Genomic DNA, 15,149 nt, shown 5'->3' with positions numbered 1-15,149 from the left:
AGAAGAGCGAGTTTTTGCAGCCCTCATTCTACCCCAAGGGCATGGGGCCGGAACGGGGCGTGCGTCGACGGGAGGGACGTGGCCGGGCGGCGCACGGGCGCCGCTCCAGTTTATTATTAAACCTGATTAATTGACTGCCTGATTAATCACGGAAATTATTGAATGCCAGGGGCAAGTCCTGGATGTCCTTTTTCAGCAGGGCCATCGCGGCCTGCAGGTCGTCGCGCTTGGCGCCGGTGACACGCACGGTTTCGCCCTGGATGCTGGCTTGCACCTTCATCTTGCTTTCCTTGATCGCCTTGGTGATCTTCTTGGCGTCCTCGGTCTCGATGCCGTTGCGCACCTTGATGAGCTGCTTGACCTTGTCGCCGCCGATCTTCTCGATCTTTTCTTCGTCGAGGAAGCGCACGTCGACCTTGCGCTTCGTCATTTTGTTGACGAGCACGTCGCGTACCTGGCTCAGCTGGAAGTCGGAATCGGCGAACAGGGTCAGTTCGCGCTCTTTCTGCTCGACCTTGGCCGAGCTCCCCTTGAAGTCGAAGCGGGTGGTGATTTCCTTGTTCGATTGCTCGACGGCGTTCTTCACTTCGACCATGTCTGCTTCGCAGACCACGTCAAACGATGGCATGGCGGTTTCCTTTATCTGTCTGTTACTGCTGAATTTGGGATTGGCGGTATTTTAACGGACAAGGCTGGCGACGACGATGGTTTTTGCCGTCGCAGCCGGGCTTGCCACCCTGGTTGGCACTATAATCGGACGGTTTTCCGCTCTTCTCCGGCACCCATGCACCCGATTCTCCCCATCGAACACGACTTCCCGCTGCAACGCTTCAATACCTTCGGCCTGGCGGCGCGTGCCCGGCGCTACCTGCGCGTGCTTGACGCCGGCCAGCTGGAGCGTTTGCACGCCGACGCGGCGCTGGCGGCGCTGCCGCGCTTCGTCCTCGGCGGCGGCAGCAACGTCCTGCTCACGCGCGACGTCGACGCGCTGGTGCTGCACATGGCGATCGCGGGCCGCGCGGTCGTGGGCGAGGAGCATGGCGCTGTGCTGGTGCGCGCCGGCGCCGGCGAAAGCTGGCATGGCTTCGTCGGCTATACGCTCGACCAGGGACTGGGCGGGCTGGAAAACCTGTCGCTTATCCCCGGCACCGTGGGCGCCGCCCCGATCCAGAATATCGGCGCCTATGGCCTCGAGATCAAGGATGTCTTCCATTCGCTGACGGTGTTCGACCCGGCAAGCGGTTCGCGCCGCACCATGCGCGGCGAAGACTGCCGTTTCGGCTACCGCGACAGCATCTTCAAGCACCCCGAAGGCGCCGGCCTGATCGTGCTCGACGTGACCTTCGCCCTGCCGCGCGCCTGGCAGCCGAACCTGCGTTACGCCGAACTGGCAAGGGAGCTGGACGCGGCGGGCGTCCTTCAGCCGACCCCGCGCCAGGTGAGCGACACGGTCGTCGCCATCCGCCGCCGCAAGCTGCCCGACCCGCTCGAGATCGGCAACGCCGGCAGCTTCTTCAAGAACCCGGTCGTGACGCAGGCCCAGTGCGAGGCCTTGCTCGCGCGTCACCCGCAACTGGTGCACCACAGCCAGCCGGACGGCAGCGAAAAGCTGGCCGCCGGCTGGCTCATCGACCAGTGCGGCTGGAAAGGGAAGGGGATCGGCGCCGCCGGGGTCTATCCGAAGCAGGCGCTGGTGCTGGTGAATAATGGCGGGGCGACGGGCGCCGAGGTAATGGCGCTGGCGCGCGCGATCCAGGACGATGTGCTGCAACGCTTTGGCGTGCAACTCGAGCCGGAGCCGGTGTTCGTCTGAAGGCTCACTCCAGCGAGATGCCAAGGCTGTCGATGCTTCCCTTCGGGCCCAGCAGCAGCGACACGATCATCGTCTCGTCCCTGAAACTGAAGCGATAGCGAAAACGCTGCTTGCCATCCTCGCTGGCGCGCGCCAGCAGGTCGACGCTGGCAAGCGGGCCGGCGCCGGTGAGCTCATCGGCGACGATCTTGATCCACTGTGGCGTGAAGCGCTTGCGCTCCGATTCGGACAAGCCTTCCGGCATCTGGTTGGCGGCGAGCTGGCCGATCGCTGCGCGTGCCCGCGCGGTGACGCCTGGTTCGGTGTCGCTGATGGGCTTGGACCGGACAATGGCCAGGGCCGGCACATAATGCGCTGCGATCATGTCGGCGATCCTGCCCTGCCTGGCGTTTTTCGAGTTTGCCAGGACAATGACCGTCAATTTGTCGTCGACATAACGCTGGATGATGGTTTTAAAGCCCTGCCAAGCGCCACCGTGCAGGATGGTCCGCCGGCCGTTCTGGCTGCCGATATACCAGCCGAAACCATAAGGGCCGGTCCTCCCGTCGGCCAGGCGGGGTGGGGTGAAGCTCGCATCGCGCAAGCGCGCGTCGAGGATCTTGTCGCCATCGAGTGCCTGGGCCCATAAGGCCAGGTCGTGCGCGGTCAGGTGAATCGTGCCGTCCGCGGTCCGGTTCAGGCTCGGCGACACCCAGTCCTGGTTTTTCAGCTTGCCATCGGCCCATTCGTATCCCGCCGCCCGATGCGGGACGATGTCCGCTTCGCTGATCACGCGCGCGCCCATCCCGAGCGGCGCGAAGATGCGTTCGCGGACCTGGTCGCCCCAGAATTTGCCGCCGGCTTTGTTGGCGATGAAGCCGAGCAGGTGATAGCCGGCATTGCTGTAGTTGAAGCGCTCGCCCGGAGCGAAGAGCAGGAGGAGCGTCGCTTCCAGCGCGATCAGCTCTTCGTCCGTGTAATCCTTGCGAAGGTCGATTTTCTGGTAGGGGTCGCCGAGGCCGGAGGTATGGGTGAGAAGATGGCGGATCGTGATCCCGTCCCAGGCCCTGGGCGTCTTGTCGAGATAGCGGGACACCGGGTCATCGAGTTTCAGCTTGCCGTCTTGCGCGAGCAGCAGCACCAGGGCTGCGGTGAATGTCTTGCCCGTCGATCCGGACTGGAAAACGGTGCGGGGTGTCACGGGAACGCCGTGCTCGACGTTGGCCAGGCCATATCCTTGTTCACGGACGATCCGGCCATCCTTGATGACGACCACCGCCACACCGGGAACGTGGCGCCGCGCCATCTCGCGCACGATCGCATCGTCAAGTTGATCGGCCCACAGCGGTTTGGCCAGCAGGCCCGTTATCAATACAAGGAAAAAACGAAAGCGCATGTCCCATCCATTCAAAGTGAAGTCATATTCCGGAAACTGCGGGCATTGTAGCGAGGCCAGCGTTGACAAAAATGACAGCGATGGATGAATATCTGCCAATGCCACGTTTCCCTCTGCCACCTGTTCAAACCGGCACGCCAGAAAGCGGAACCCTGCGTTTCCCGATCGACGTCTGGATTGTTGTGTTCCCCAATTTCCTGCTGCTGGACGCCACCGGGCCGATCCAGGTCTTTTCAACTGCAAATGACGAAGCGACCGATGCCGGGTTGACGGCGCCCTATCGCATCCGCCTGGCCGCGCCTGGCGGCGGTTCGGTCACCTCATCGGCTGGCGTCAGCGTCCTGACGCAGGCCTTGCCGCAGCGTGAGCTCTGCGGTGCAACGATGATCGTGGCCGGTGGGCGCGTCAAAGACCTGCCTTCGCGCGATACTGCCGCCGGCCGGCTAAGCCTGCAGTGGGTCGAGCGCGCCAGCGGCACGGTGGCGCGTTGTTGCGGCGTCTGTACCGGCGCTTTCGTCCTTGCGCGCGCTGGCCTGCTCGAGGGGCGCCGCGCCGTCACGCATTGGCAGGACCTTGCGGAACTTCGATCCCGGCATCCGTCGCTCATGGTGGTGGATGACGCCATCCATGTGAAAGACGACAAGTTCTATACATCCGCCGGCATCAGTGCCGGCATGGATCTGGCCTTGAGCCTGGTCGAGGAGGATCTGGGGCGCCAGGCCGCGCTTGCCGTGGCAAAACGGCTCGTGCTGTTCCTGAAGCGGCCGGGAGGACAGCGGCAATTCAGCTCCGAGCTGCCATCGCCATCGCACGAGGGGGGCGTGTATGCCCGGTTGACGGCCTGGCTGCGGCCGCGTCTCAAGCGGCAAGTGCGTATCGAAGACATGGCGGCAGCATGTGCGCTGTCCGTGCGCACCCTGCACCGCAAATTACGGCTTGAAGCCGACATCACGCCGGCCCAGCTCCTGGCGCGATTACGAATGGAAAACGCGTGTTTGATGCTCGAACGGCCAGGCATGACCGTCAAGCAGGCAGCGCGCGAATGTGGATACACCACCGAATACAATCTGCGCCGCGCCTTTACCACCCAGCTTGGTGTACTGCCGAGCGAGTATCAGTCCCGATTTGCCTGAATGCGGCATGTGCTGCCATCCTGTGCCGGCGGCAGGCCGCGCGGCATTGTCGGGCGCGTCTAAGCGCGGAAGGCCATCACGCGGTTGCGGCCGCGCGCTTTTGCCGCGCTCGCCGCTTCATGCGCACGGACGACGACGGCCTCGAACTGGCTATCCTCGGACGGCACCGTGGTGGCCACGCCGACCGACATCGTGACGATGCGGCGCTCCGGCAGCGGGTGCGACAGGGCCAGGCGTTCGAGCGCACCACGGCAAGCCTCGGCCACCTGCACCGCGCCATCGAGCTTGGTGTCCGGCAGCAGGATCGCGAAACGTTTGCCCTCGAAGCGCGCCGCCAGGTCCGACGGGCGCTTGAGCTGGCCGGTCAGCACGCCGGCCAGTTTGCGCAGGCACAGGTCGCCAGCCTCGCGCCCGAGGCGCTCGTTGAAATGACCGAAATTGTCGACGTCGCACACCAGCAGCGAGAGCGGCTGGCCGTTGCGGCGCGCACGCGCCCATTCGGCCTGTGCCGACTCGTCGAAGCGCGTACGGCTCGGAATGCCGGTGAGCGGATCGACGCCGGCGTGGCGGTCGAGTTGCGACTGGATGCGGGCCAGGGTGCCCTGGCTGTCGCGCAAGCGGCGCAGCGTGTCCTGATGCTCCTCCACGGCGCGGCCGACGGCCGCGTGGTAGCGCAGGCGCGCCAGCATTTCGGCACTGCCCGGCAGCGCGGACAGGTAATCGGTGGCGCCGGCGGCAAAGGCGGCGTCGCGATGGCTGCCATCACAGCCGGGGGCCAGCACCAGCAGCGGCAGCTCGCGCAGCGCCGCGTCCTGGCGGCAGGCGCGCAGGAATTCGCTGCAATCCTCGGCGCCCGCGAGGGCGCGGATGATGACAGACGGACGCGTGGCGGCCGCCTGGCGGGCGGCGCCGGCGGCGTCCGTCAGCAATAGTTCGATATCGTCGGCGCCATGCAGCATTTCGCGCAGGGCGGCGGCGAAAGGCGGCGCACCCACCAGCAGCACGCGGCATGGGAGGTGGGGCGGCTGGAATGCAAGGGCAGGTGACATCGAATCGGATGAAGTGGTCTGGGCGGGCCATTCTACCCCGAGGCAATGACAAATTGTTGCATTTAGCCCATCTCGCGTGCCTGCTTACAACGGTCTGCGGCGTGCAAGGCAGATCGGCTATCCTCGCGTCATTACTCAAGAGGAGAACCCCAATGAAAGCCATCGTGACCGGCCACAGCAAGGGCCTGGGCGCCGCCATCGCCGCCGAACTGCTCGGGCGCGGTATTCCGGTGCTGGGCCTGGCCCGTGGCCACGCACCCGGCCTGACCGCGCGCTTCCCCGGCCTGCTGACCGAGCTCCAGGTTGATCTGTCCGACAGCGCCGCCTTGACGGGCTGGCTGGCCGGCGCCGCGCTCGCCGATTATCTAAAAGGCGAGGGCGCCGTGCTGCTGGTGAACAACGCCGGGGTGGTCTGGCCCGTCGGCCCGCTGGCCGCGCAGGACCCGGGGGGCGCCGTCCGGGCGGTGACGCTGAACGTGGCCGCGCCGCTGGCGCTGGCCGCCGCCACCGTGCGCGCGAATCCTGACGCGCACCGGCGCATCCTGCACGTGTCGAGCGGAGCGGGGCGGGGCGCCTATCCCGGCTGGAGCGTCTACTGCGCCACCAAGGCCGCGCTCGACCGCCATGCCGAAGCGGTGGCGCTCGACGGCGACCCGGCGGTGCGCGCCTGCAGCCTGGCGCCCGGCGTGATCGACACCGGCATGCAGGCCGAAATCCGCGCCACGCCCGAAGAACGCTTCCCGCTGAAGGAGCGCTTCGTGCAGCTGAAGCAGGAAGGCGCCTTGAGTTCGCCCGAGGCCTGCGCGGCGAAGCTGGTCGACTACCTGCTGGCGCCGGGCTTCGGCGACCGCCCGGTCGACGACCTGCGCAATGCCTGAGCTGCCTGGCTAAAATGGCTCGGGTACCCCGCGCGGCCGCCGCCGCGGCACCAGCGTGCGCTGGCGGGCAGAACGATCGAGCACGCGTTGCGCAACGGCCTCCGGCACGCCGGTTTCGCGCAGGAAGGCTTCTGCCACCCGGGAGCCGAGGTTGTCGCGATAGGCGATGGCCACGTCGATCAGGGCGCCGAGCACCGGGTCGGCGCGCCGGTCCCCCTGGCGCTCCCTGAAAGCGAAGGCGTTCTCCATCCCCGGCCCATCAAGGCGTGCGGCCGCATTGCCGTCCATCGGCATGGTCAGGCTGGTCATGCGGCGACCCTTATTGCACGTCGATGAGTTCGACCTCGAACACCAGGGCCGCGTCGGGCGGGATGCCGTTGCCGCTGCCCGCGCGGCCATAGGCCATCGAGGCGGGAATGATGAGGGTGCGCTTGCCGCCGATGCGCATGCCCGGCAGACCCTGTTCCCAGCCCTGGATCACCTGCCCGGCGCCGAGCCGGAACGTGAACGGCGTCTTGCCGATGGAGGTGTCGAACTGCGCACCCTTGAAGTCGGCCTTGCCGGCATCGTACAGCCAGCCGGTGTAATGCACCGTCAGGCTGCGCCCTGAGCTTGCCAGCGTGCCGGTGCCCGCCACGGTGTCGATGCGTTGGAAGGCTGGACCCTGGCCCTGCGGTGTGCTCGCCCGGTCTTTCGTATAGCGGCTGTCGGCCAGGTAGCCCCCTCCCGCCGGCGAAAGCAGGACCAGCTCGCCCTGGTCGAGGGTGAGGGCGCTCGGCGCGCTCGCCGCCGGCTGCTGCCCGGCATCAAGACTGCAGACCGGTCCATCGGAATACGCGATGCACCAGTTGCGCACGCCGTTGTCCACTGTCGTGGTCACGGCCGGGCCGCTGCGAGTGCGCGTGTAGGCCGGTATCGCGATCGTCACCAGGTCGAGCGTTGCCTGTACCGGGGCGGCAGTGGGCGCCAGGACTGCCGTGGCAAGCGCCGTGCTGGTGAACGTGAGCGAGAAGTCGGCGCTCAGCGTCTCGGAGGCGAGCGCCGTGCCGCTGCAGCCGCTCGCGTCATGAAAATTGCGCACCAGCTTCAGCTGCAGGGCATTCGCCCCGCCAGCGTCCATGGCCAGCGTGGCCGTGTCCTGAACCCGGCCCTGGCAGGGTCCGTACCAGGTCCCGGCATATTTCGCCAGCGCCGACGTGGTGACGGGCGGCACTGCCGGCGGCGTCACTGGCGGTGTCGTGGGGGGCGCGGCGGCGGCCGGTGGCGGCACAGCGGCGCTTGCCTCTGTAGTGGTGCCTCCACCGCCTCCGCCGCCGCATGCGCCCAATCCCGCGCAGGCAGCCAATACGAGAACTTTCCGCATCAACGCAATCCGTAACAAGGCTATCCCGTGCTGCGTGTGTAAATTGCAGTCGGGCAGCATAAACTTATGAAAAGCAACAACGGACGACGTATCCATCAGCGGTGCGTGCATATTCTCCTCCCCAGTTCATCACGGATTTCTTCTTACCAATAACAAAAGAACCATCCGATTAGTTGTAATAGACGGTTATTGAATCCAAGAAACATTCTTTGTGCGGTTCTTTTGGAAACTGACGGAATCGCGGATGGAAAAATATTGTGCGCCTTAATCAGGTCGATGCACAATGCATGAAATATAACCGGCAAGTCAATAAGCGCGCCGGTCGGGCCTGGGCTGCGCCTACAAAGTTGCTCCACGTATTTCTTCGAACTGCGGGGCGTAGACTGCCTCCTATGACGCTGCGGGAATTTCGTGCTCTGACAGCGCTGTAGGTTCTGTCTTACTTACTATGCATAAAATAACGGCAATAGAAATATTTAATGGAACCGCGAGCGGACCGATGTGTTGTTTTTGTGACGCTATAAAATTTATGCAAATTGCGTAAATTTTTTATGCTAGCTTAGTAAATACACCTGCTGCGACTAATGGTTACTCTGCCTGTCCGGGCATATATGCAACGGATAGCCGGACGTGACGGGCATTCCCTTGCCTGTTCACTTCTGAGTGCAGTCGGATGCATAAATACGAACGTCCAAATTACCTGGGGAATGGTCATGAGTGAGAACGCGCAATACAATTTCAACGTGAATCTGGATGACCTGACGTTCATCCTGAAGCAGATCAAGATTGCGGAAGGGAGCACCAATCCCGTCACCGGCGCCGTCAACGGCCAAGTACTGCGCGACCTGGTGGGAAGCCCCTTGCTGCCCTGGGGCCTGCGCACCGTCGACGGCACATGGAACAGCCTGTTGCCGGGCATGGAAAAGATGGGAGCGGCGGACAACGTCATGCCGCGCCTGATTGCCGGCGTCTGGCACGACGCCGAGGGCGTCGCGGCCGGCGTCCTCGGCGGCAACCCGGCAGTCGCCGGCTCGAGCTATGCGCAGACGAGTCCCGGGAACATGGTGTTCGACTCGCAGCCGCGCATCATTTCGAACCTGATCGTCGACCAGACCAAAAGCAATCCCGCCGCCATCGTTGCCGCCGACGACCGTGCCGACATCGCGACCTACCCCGGCATGGGCACCGTCCACGAATCCCCCGACGGCACGCTCCTGATCCCGAACCAGTCGCCCGACATCGGCCTGTCGCCACCTTTCAACGGCATGATGGCGCTGTTCGGCCAGTTCTTCGACCATGGCCTGGACCTGATCAGCAAGGGCGGCGGCACGGTGTTCGTGCCCCTGCAGCCGGACGACCCGCTCTACGTCGAAGGCAGCCCGACCAATTTCATGGTGCTCACCCGCGCCACGAATACCCGTGCGCCCGGCCCCGACGGCAAGATGAACACCGCCGACGACGACCTGCGCGGCCACGTCAATACCACGACCCCGTTCATCGACCAGAACCAGACCTATACCTCGCACCCCTCGCACCAGGTGTTCCTGCGCGACTACGCGATGGTCGACGGCAGGCCGCTGGCTACCGGCCGCCTGCTCGACGGCGCCCACGGCACCGGCAACTGGGCCGAGGTGAAGGAACAGGCCGCCAAACTGCTGGGCATCCAGCTGACCGATACCGACGTCCTCAACGTGCCGCTGCTGGCGACCGACCGCTACGGCGAATTCATCCGCGGACCGAACGGCTTCGTGCAGATCGTCACCGCGACCGGCCTGGTCGAAGGCAACCCGGCCGCCAACGGCGGTTTGGGCGTGGCGCTGCCGGCCGATACCCAGCGTACCGGCCACGCCTTCCTCGACGATATCGCCCATAGCGCCGCGCCCGGCACCTACGACGACGACCACAACCCGCGCACGCCCCGCGTGCAGCTGCTGGCCGACGACGACAGCGTCGCCGGCGGAGCCGTGCCCGTGGGCCGCTATGACGACGAGCTGCTCGACCGCCATTTCATCACCGGCGACGGCCGTGGCAACGAAAACATCGGCCTGACCGCGATCCACGCGATCTTCCACAGCGAGCACAACCGCCTGGTCGAGCAGTACAAGGACACCATCCTCGCCAGCGGCGACCTGGCCTTCATCAACGAATGGCTGGCGACCGACATCACGGCGCTGCCGGCCGACCCGTCCACCCTCCAGTGGGACGGCGAACGCCTATTCCAGGCCGGGCGTTTCGTCAACGAGATGCAGTACCAGCACATGGTGTTCGAAGAGTTCGCGCGCGCCGTGCAGCCGAGCATCGATCCCTTCGTGTTCTCGAATTCGGCCGACATCGACCCGGCCATCATGGAGGAGTTCGCCAACGTCGTGTACCGCTTCGGCCACTCGATGCTCAACGAAACCGTGGCCCGCATCGACGGCGACATGCAGTCGAGCGACATCGGCCTGATCGAGGCCTTCCTCAACCCGATCGCCTTCGACAAGGACGGCACGCTCGACCCGCACCTGGCGGTCGGCGAGATCGTGCGCGGCATGTCGCGCCAGGTCGGCAACGAGATCGACGAATTCGTCACCGACGCGCTGCGCAACAACCTGGTCGGCCTGCCGCTCGACCTGGCGACCCTGAACATCGCGCGCGCCCGGGATACCGGTTCGCCCAGCTTCAACGAAGCGCGCGCGGCGTTCTACAAGATGACCGGCGACAGCCAGCTCAAGCCCTACACGAGCTGGGCCGATTTCGCGCCGCACATGAAGAACCCGGCCTCGATCATCAACTTCATCGCCGCTTATGGCCTGCACCCGAGCATCAAGGATGAAACCACGCTCGAAGGCAAGCGTGCCGCCGCCACCCTGCTCGTGATGGGCGACCTGGACCTGAACAACAACGGCAGGATCGACTTCCCCAGCGGAATCGACGACGACGGCGACGGCATCGACGACGGCGCCGGCGACGGCCCGCTCGAGGTCGCGCCGGCCGACCGCCTCGCTTTCCTCAACAGTACGGCAAACAGCGGCTGGACCGCCGCCACGAGCGGCCTGAACAAGGTCGACTTCTGGATCGGCGGCCTGGCCGAAGCGAAGCTCGAGTTCGGCGGCATGCTGGCGCCGACCTTCAACTTCGTGTTCGAGTCGCAGATGGAAATGCTGCAGAACGGCGACCGCTTTTACTACCTGAGCCGCACCCAGGGCCTGAACCTGCTCAACGAGCTGGAAGGGAACCTGTTCTCGGCCATGGCGATGCGCAACACCGACCTTGGCGACGCCATGAACACCAGCCACCTGCCGGGCCTGATGTTCACCACGCCAAGCTATATCCTGGAAATGAACAGGGCCGACCAGCGCACCGGCATCGCCGGCAGCGGCGGGGTGCTGAACGGCGACCCTGGCCGGCACAATCCGGTGCTCAACGCCTTTACCTCACTCGTCACGCGCAAGGCGCCGGGCGCGGACGTGGATGGCGACAACCAGGCGGACGGCGGCCAGCTGATCTACGCCTATGACGGTCCCGACCACGTGGTGCTGGGCGGCACGCCCGGCAACGACACCCTGAAGGGCGGGCGCGGCATGGACACGCTGTGGGGCGACGGCGGCAACGACATCCTCGACGGCGGCGACGAGGCCGACCAGGTGCATGGCGGCGACGGCGACGACATCATCACCGACCACGGCACCCCGGCCGGCGCCGCCGACTTCCTGCGCGGCGACAACGGCAACGACGTCATCAGCAATGGCGCCGGCAACGACATCGTGTTCGGCGGCGCCGGCCAGGACTTCTTCATCGTCGGCCCCGACTTTACCGAGATCTTTGCCGGCGAAGGCAACGACTTCGCCATTGGCGGCAATGGCCCGGACCTGTTGATGGGCAACGAAGGCGACGACTGGCTCGAGGGCGGCGAAGGTTTCGATTCGCTCGCCGGCGAAAACTCGCAGCTGTTCTTCAACAGCACCATCATCGGCCACGACGTGCTCAACGGGCAGGGCAACGACACCGACTACGACGGCGAATCGGGCGACGACATCATGGTGCAGGGCGCCGGCATCCAGCGCAGCAACGGCATGTTCGGCTTCGACTGGGGCATCCACAAGGGTGACCCGAACGCCGCCAACTCTGACCTCGGCATCCCGCTGTTCGGCCAGCAGGACCAGTTCATCCTGCGCGACCGCTTCGATTCGGTCGAGGCGCTGTCGGGCTGGAAATTCGACGACGTCCTGATTGGCACCGTGCGCCCGACCGGTGTCACCGGCGACGATTCCGGCGTCCTGCTACCGACGGACCAGAGCGGCCTGCTGCAAAAGAACGTCGCGCTGATCAACGGCTTCCAGGAATTGCTGGGCAAACCCGCCGTTGCCAACCCCAACGCCATCGTGTTCGACCCGCGGACGGGCGCCGACATCCTGATCGGCGGCGCCGGCAGCGACCGCATCACCGGCAAGGCCGGCAACGACCTGATCGACGGCGACGCCTGGCTCAACGTGCGCGTGGCCGTGATGTCGAAGACGAATCCGAACCTGGAAATCCGCTCGGTCGACAGCATCGCGGCGCTGAGGGAAGACATGCTGTCTGGCGCCATCAACCCGGGCCAGCTACGCATCGTGCGCGAAATCCTGCAGTCCACGACCAAGACCACGGAAACCGACAGGGCCGTCTATTCGGACCTGCGCGCCAACTATGACATCTCGCGCAACATCGACAATACCTGGACGGTGGCCCACGCGCGGGGCACCGCGGCCGACGGCGTCGACACCATCCGCAACATCGAGGAACTGGTATTCCTGAACGACGTGATCAACCTCACGGGCGAACCGAGCATCGACGACATGTCGCCGACCGAGCGCCACCTGCTGACCGCGAATCCGGGTTCGGTGGCCGCGTTCAGCAACGTGCAGGAGTCGGCCATCAGCTACCAGTGGCAGGCCTTCATCGGCGGCGCCTTCGTGAACATCGCCGGCGCCACCGGTATCACCTTCCTGCCGCAGCAGGCCCAGGTCGAGCAGCAGTTGCGCGTGGTGGCCAGCTTCGTCGACGCCACCGGCGTCAACCGTGCCATCCCGTCGGCGGCCACCAAGGGCGTGGGCGACCAGGTGATCGGCGGCACGCTCGCCGATACCCTGGGCGGCACCATCTTCGACGACGAGCTGATCGGGCTGGGCGGCGATGACGTGCTCAACGGCGGCCTCGGCGCCGACGTGCTCACCGGCGGCACCGGCAACGATACCTACATGGTCGACGACCTCGGCGACGTCATCACCGAGGCGGCCGGCGCCGGAACCGACACCGTCCAGACCACGCTGGCCTCGCGCACCCTGGCCGACAACCTCGAACGGCTCACCTTCGCCGGCACCGGCGACTTTACCGGCACCGGCAACGCGCTGGCCAATACCATCACCGGCGGCAACGGCAACGACACCCTCGACGGCGGGCTGGGGTCCGATACCCTGGTCGGCGGCCTGGGCAACGATACCTATATCGTCGGCGAGAGCGGCGACCGCGTCACGGAACTGGCGACACAGGGGCAGGACACGGTGCGCACCGGCCTTGGTTCGCATGCGCTGGCGCTCAATGTCGAGGACCTGGTGTACACCGGCACCACTAACTTCATCGGTACCGGCAACGCCGTCAGCAACACCATCACGGGCGGCATCGGCAACGACGTGCTCGACGGCGGCAGCGGCGGCAACGACCGCCTGTTTGGCGGCGAAGGCAACGACACGCTGCGCGGCCAGGCCGGCGACGACCTGCTCGAGGGCGGGCTGGGTGACGACACACTCGACGGCGGCAGCGGCATCGACACCATGCGCGGCGGCAGCGGCGACGATACCTATGTCGTTGGCAGCAGCGGCGACGTCGTCACCGAACTGGGCAACGAGGGCCTCGACACCGTGCGCACCTCGCTTACCGCCTATGTGCTGGGCGACGAGCTCGAAAACCTGACCTATACCGGGACATCGGGCTTCGCCGGTACCGGCAATGCCCTCGCCAACCGGATCCAGGGCGGCAGCGGCTCCGACACCATCAACGGCGGCGCGGGCCTGGACCTGATGATTGGCGGGCGCGGCAACGACACCTACGTGGTCGACGAGGCGCTCGACTCCGTGGTCGAGGTGGCGGGGGAGGGTACCGACACCATCCGCACCACGCTCGCGAGCTTCGAGCTGGGAGCAACCCTCGAGAACCTGACCTTCATCGGCACCGGACCCTTTGTCGGCACCGGCAACGCCGCCGTGAATGCGATCGTCGGCGGTGCCGGCGCCGACACGCTCGACGGCGGGCTGGGCGCCGACCGGATGACGGGCGGTGCGGGGAACGACGTCTACCTGGTCGACAACACCCTCGACGTCATCGTGGAAAATACCGGTACCACCGCCGGCTTCGACCAGGCGCGCGTGTCGGCCAACAGCTATACGCTGGGGAGCAATGTGGAGGAACTCGTGTTCGTCGGCACGGGCAACTTCACCGGCGTCGGCAACACGTCGAACAATACGATGACGGGCGGCGACGGCAACGATAGCCTCAACGGCGGATCCGGCACCGACCGCATGACCGGCGGCCTGGGCGACGATACCTATTTCGTCGGCTCGTCCACCGACATCGTCGTCGAAGCCGATGGCGAAGGCTTCGACACCATCATGTCCACCGCCACCAGTGTCACGCTTGGCACCGGCGTCGAAGACGTGATCCACACCGGCGGAACCACCATCCTGACGGGCAATGTGCTGGACAACTACCTGCGCGGCGGCGCCAGCGGCGACACGCTGCGCGGCGGCGCTGGCAACGACCGGCTCGAGGGCGGCGCCGGCAACGACCGGCTCGAAGGCGGAACCGGCAACGACGTCTTCGTGTTCGCGGCAACGGGCTTTGGCGCCGACACGGTCGCCGGCGAGGTCGACTTCAACGCCTTGGGCGGCCAGGACCTGCTCGACATCTCGGGCCTGGGCATCACTGCCGACACCTTCGCCACCAGCGTCAGCTTCACCGACCTTGGCGCCGACCTGCGCGTGACGATCGGCACCATGGGCTCGTTCCTGCTGCAGGGCGTGGGGAATCTGGACGACCTCACGATCGAGGACTTCATCCTGCAGGGGCAGGCGCCGGTGGCAGCACCGGCCGCCGTCGCCGCGCCGGGGGAGCTGCTGACCGTCTGAACGTCCCCGCGGGGGAGACAGTGTAGTGCGTGGACCGGCGGCCGCGCCGCCGGGCGGCTCCGGTCCACGCAACAACATGAATACGAGTACAAGAAACAAGCTTGGGAGAAAGCATCATGCAATGTAAGAAGCGCTTCACCGATGCGCAGCGGCTGCACGCTGCGCTTGCCGAAACCGATCCAGGCAGCATCGACCTGATCCTCGTTCGCCCGGCAGGCTACCTGCCCGCATTCCGGGTCCTCGTGCGGCTGCACGCGTCCCGTCCCCTTGCCTGCGCCGCAGCCCGTCCTGCCGCGAACCGCGGCCCCCATCAGCAGGATGGTGCGCCGGCCTGGCGGCGATGCGTTCCCGCCCCGAAAAAATCCACCGTGCCGCCGGTGTAATCCACGCGCTCCC

General features: G+C 65.8%; 10 protein-coding genes. 5 read left to right on the top strand and 5 right to left on the bottom strand.

Annotated features, from left to right (window positions below; translation table 11 throughout):
- Window positions 1-142: 142 nt before the first annotated feature.
- Complete coding sequence (locus ACFPN5_RS21130) at window positions 143-628, bottom strand: YajQ family cyclic di-GMP-binding protein (protein ID WP_379785801.1); 486 nt, start codon at window positions 626-628, stop codon at window positions 143-145.
- 156 nt (window positions 629-784) lie between these two features.
- On the opposite strand from ACFPN5_RS21130, the gene murB reads away from it, so the two are divergent.
- Window positions 785-1,813 carry a UDP-N-acetylmuramate dehydrogenase gene (murB, locus tag ACFPN5_RS21125; RefSeq protein ID WP_379785800.1) on the top strand — a complete coding sequence of 343 codons (1,029 nt, stop codon included), beginning with the start codon at window positions 785-787 and terminating at the stop codon, window positions 1,811-1,813.
- A 4-nt stretch (window positions 1,814-1,817) separates the two neighbouring features.
- Here murB and ACFPN5_RS21120 read toward each other — a convergent pair whose 3' ends face one another.
- Window positions 1,818-3,188 (bottom strand): serine hydrolase domain-containing protein, encoded by a 1,371-nt coding sequence (locus ACFPN5_RS21120; protein ID WP_379785798.1) that lies wholly within the window; start codon window positions 3,186-3,188, stop codon window positions 1,818-1,820.
- 80 nt (window positions 3,189-3,268) lie between these two features.
- Between ACFPN5_RS21120 and ACFPN5_RS21115 the strand changes: the two genes are divergently transcribed.
- A complete protein-coding gene (locus tag ACFPN5_RS21115) occupies window positions 3,269-4,321 on the top strand; it encodes a GlxA family transcriptional regulator (protein ID WP_379785796.1) in 1,053 nt (350 codons plus the stop codon).
- Between the two features lie 59 nt (window positions 4,322-4,380).
- Here ACFPN5_RS21115 and ACFPN5_RS21110 read toward each other — a convergent pair whose 3' ends face one another.
- A complete protein-coding gene (locus ACFPN5_RS21110; protein ID WP_379785794.1) occupies window positions 4,381-5,370 on the bottom strand; it encodes a GGDEF domain-containing protein in 990 nt (329 codons plus the stop codon).
- 152 nt (window positions 5,371-5,522) lie between these two features.
- Between ACFPN5_RS21110 and ACFPN5_RS21105 the strand changes: the two genes are divergently transcribed.
- The gene (locus tag ACFPN5_RS21105; protein WP_379785792.1) at window positions 5,523-6,248 is read left to right on the top strand and encodes an SDR family oxidoreductase; all 726 of its coding nucleotides are present in this window, start codon (window positions 5,523-5,525) and stop codon (window positions 6,246-6,248) included.
- Window positions 6,249-6,257: 9 nt separating this feature from the next.
- Here ACFPN5_RS21105 and ACFPN5_RS21100 read toward each other — a convergent pair whose 3' ends face one another.
- Window positions 6,258-6,557 (bottom strand): hypothetical protein, encoded by a 300-nt coding sequence (locus ACFPN5_RS21100; RefSeq protein WP_379785791.1) that lies wholly within the window; start codon window positions 6,555-6,557, stop codon window positions 6,258-6,260.
- Window positions 6,558-6,567: 10 nt separating this feature from the next.
- Window positions 6,568-7,476, bottom strand: coding sequence for an FKBP-type peptidyl-prolyl cis-trans isomerase (locus tag ACFPN5_RS21095; protein WP_379785790.1), 909 nt, complete (start codon window positions 7,474-7,476; stop codon window positions 6,568-6,570).
- A gap of 848 nt (window positions 7,477-8,324) precedes the next feature.
- Here ACFPN5_RS21095 and ACFPN5_RS21090 point away from each other — a divergent pair.
- Together ACFPN5_RS21090 and ACFPN5_RS21085 are read left to right on the top strand one after the other, a co-directional pair.
- Window positions 8,325-14,753: a peroxidase family protein gene (locus tag ACFPN5_RS21090; RefSeq protein ID WP_379785788.1), complete on the top strand. Its 6,429-nt coding sequence runs from the start codon at window positions 8,325-8,327 to the stop codon at window positions 14,751-14,753.
- 116 nt (window positions 14,754-14,869) lie between these two features.
- Window positions 14,870-15,136, top strand: coding sequence for a hypothetical protein (locus ACFPN5_RS21085; protein WP_379785786.1), 267 nt, complete (start codon window positions 14,870-14,872; stop codon window positions 15,134-15,136).
- Window positions 15,137-15,149: the final 13 nt, after the last annotated feature.

Source organism: Massilia niabensis, from assembly GCF_042655085.1.
Classification (GTDB): domain Bacteria; phylum Pseudomonadota; class Gammaproteobacteria; order Burkholderiales; family Burkholderiaceae_D; genus Telluria; species Telluria niabensis.
The sequence above is the reverse complement of the archived record's forward strand: the minus strand, read 5'-3'. Positions and strand labels throughout refer to the sequence as shown.

Bases quoted from the DNA above. Each gene is read 5' to 3' on its own strand.
- ACFPN5_RS21130 (WP_379785801.1), bottom strand. From the start codon at position 628: ATGCCATCGTTTGACGTGGTCTGCGAAGCAGACATGGTCGAAGTGAAG.
- murB (WP_379785800.1), top strand. From the start codon at position 785: ATGCACCCGATTCTCCCCATCGAACACGACTTCCCGCTGCAACGCTTC.
- ACFPN5_RS21120 (WP_379785798.1), bottom strand. From the start codon at position 3,188: ATGCGCTTTCGTTTTTTCCTTGTATTGATAACGGGCCTGCTGGCCAAA.
- ACFPN5_RS21115 (WP_379785796.1), top strand. From the start codon at position 3,269: ATGGATGAATATCTGCCAATGCCACGTTTCCCTCTGCCACCTGTTCAA.
- ACFPN5_RS21110 (WP_379785794.1), bottom strand. From the start codon at position 5,370: ATGTCACCTGCCCTTGCATTCCAGCCGCCCCACCTCCCATGCCGCGTG.
- ACFPN5_RS21105 (WP_379785792.1), top strand. From the start codon at position 5,523: ATGAAAGCCATCGTGACCGGCCACAGCAAGGGCCTGGGCGCCGCCATC.
- ACFPN5_RS21100 (WP_379785791.1), bottom strand. From the start codon at position 6,557: ATGACCAGCCTGACCATGCCGATGGACGGCAATGCGGCCGCACGCCTT.
- ACFPN5_RS21090 (WP_379785788.1), top strand. From the start codon at position 8,325: ATGAGTGAGAACGCGCAATACAATTTCAACGTGAATCTGGATGACCTG.
- ACFPN5_RS21085 (WP_379785786.1), top strand. From the start codon at position 14,870: ATGCAATGTAAGAAGCGCTTCACCGATGCGCAGCGGCTGCACGCTGCG.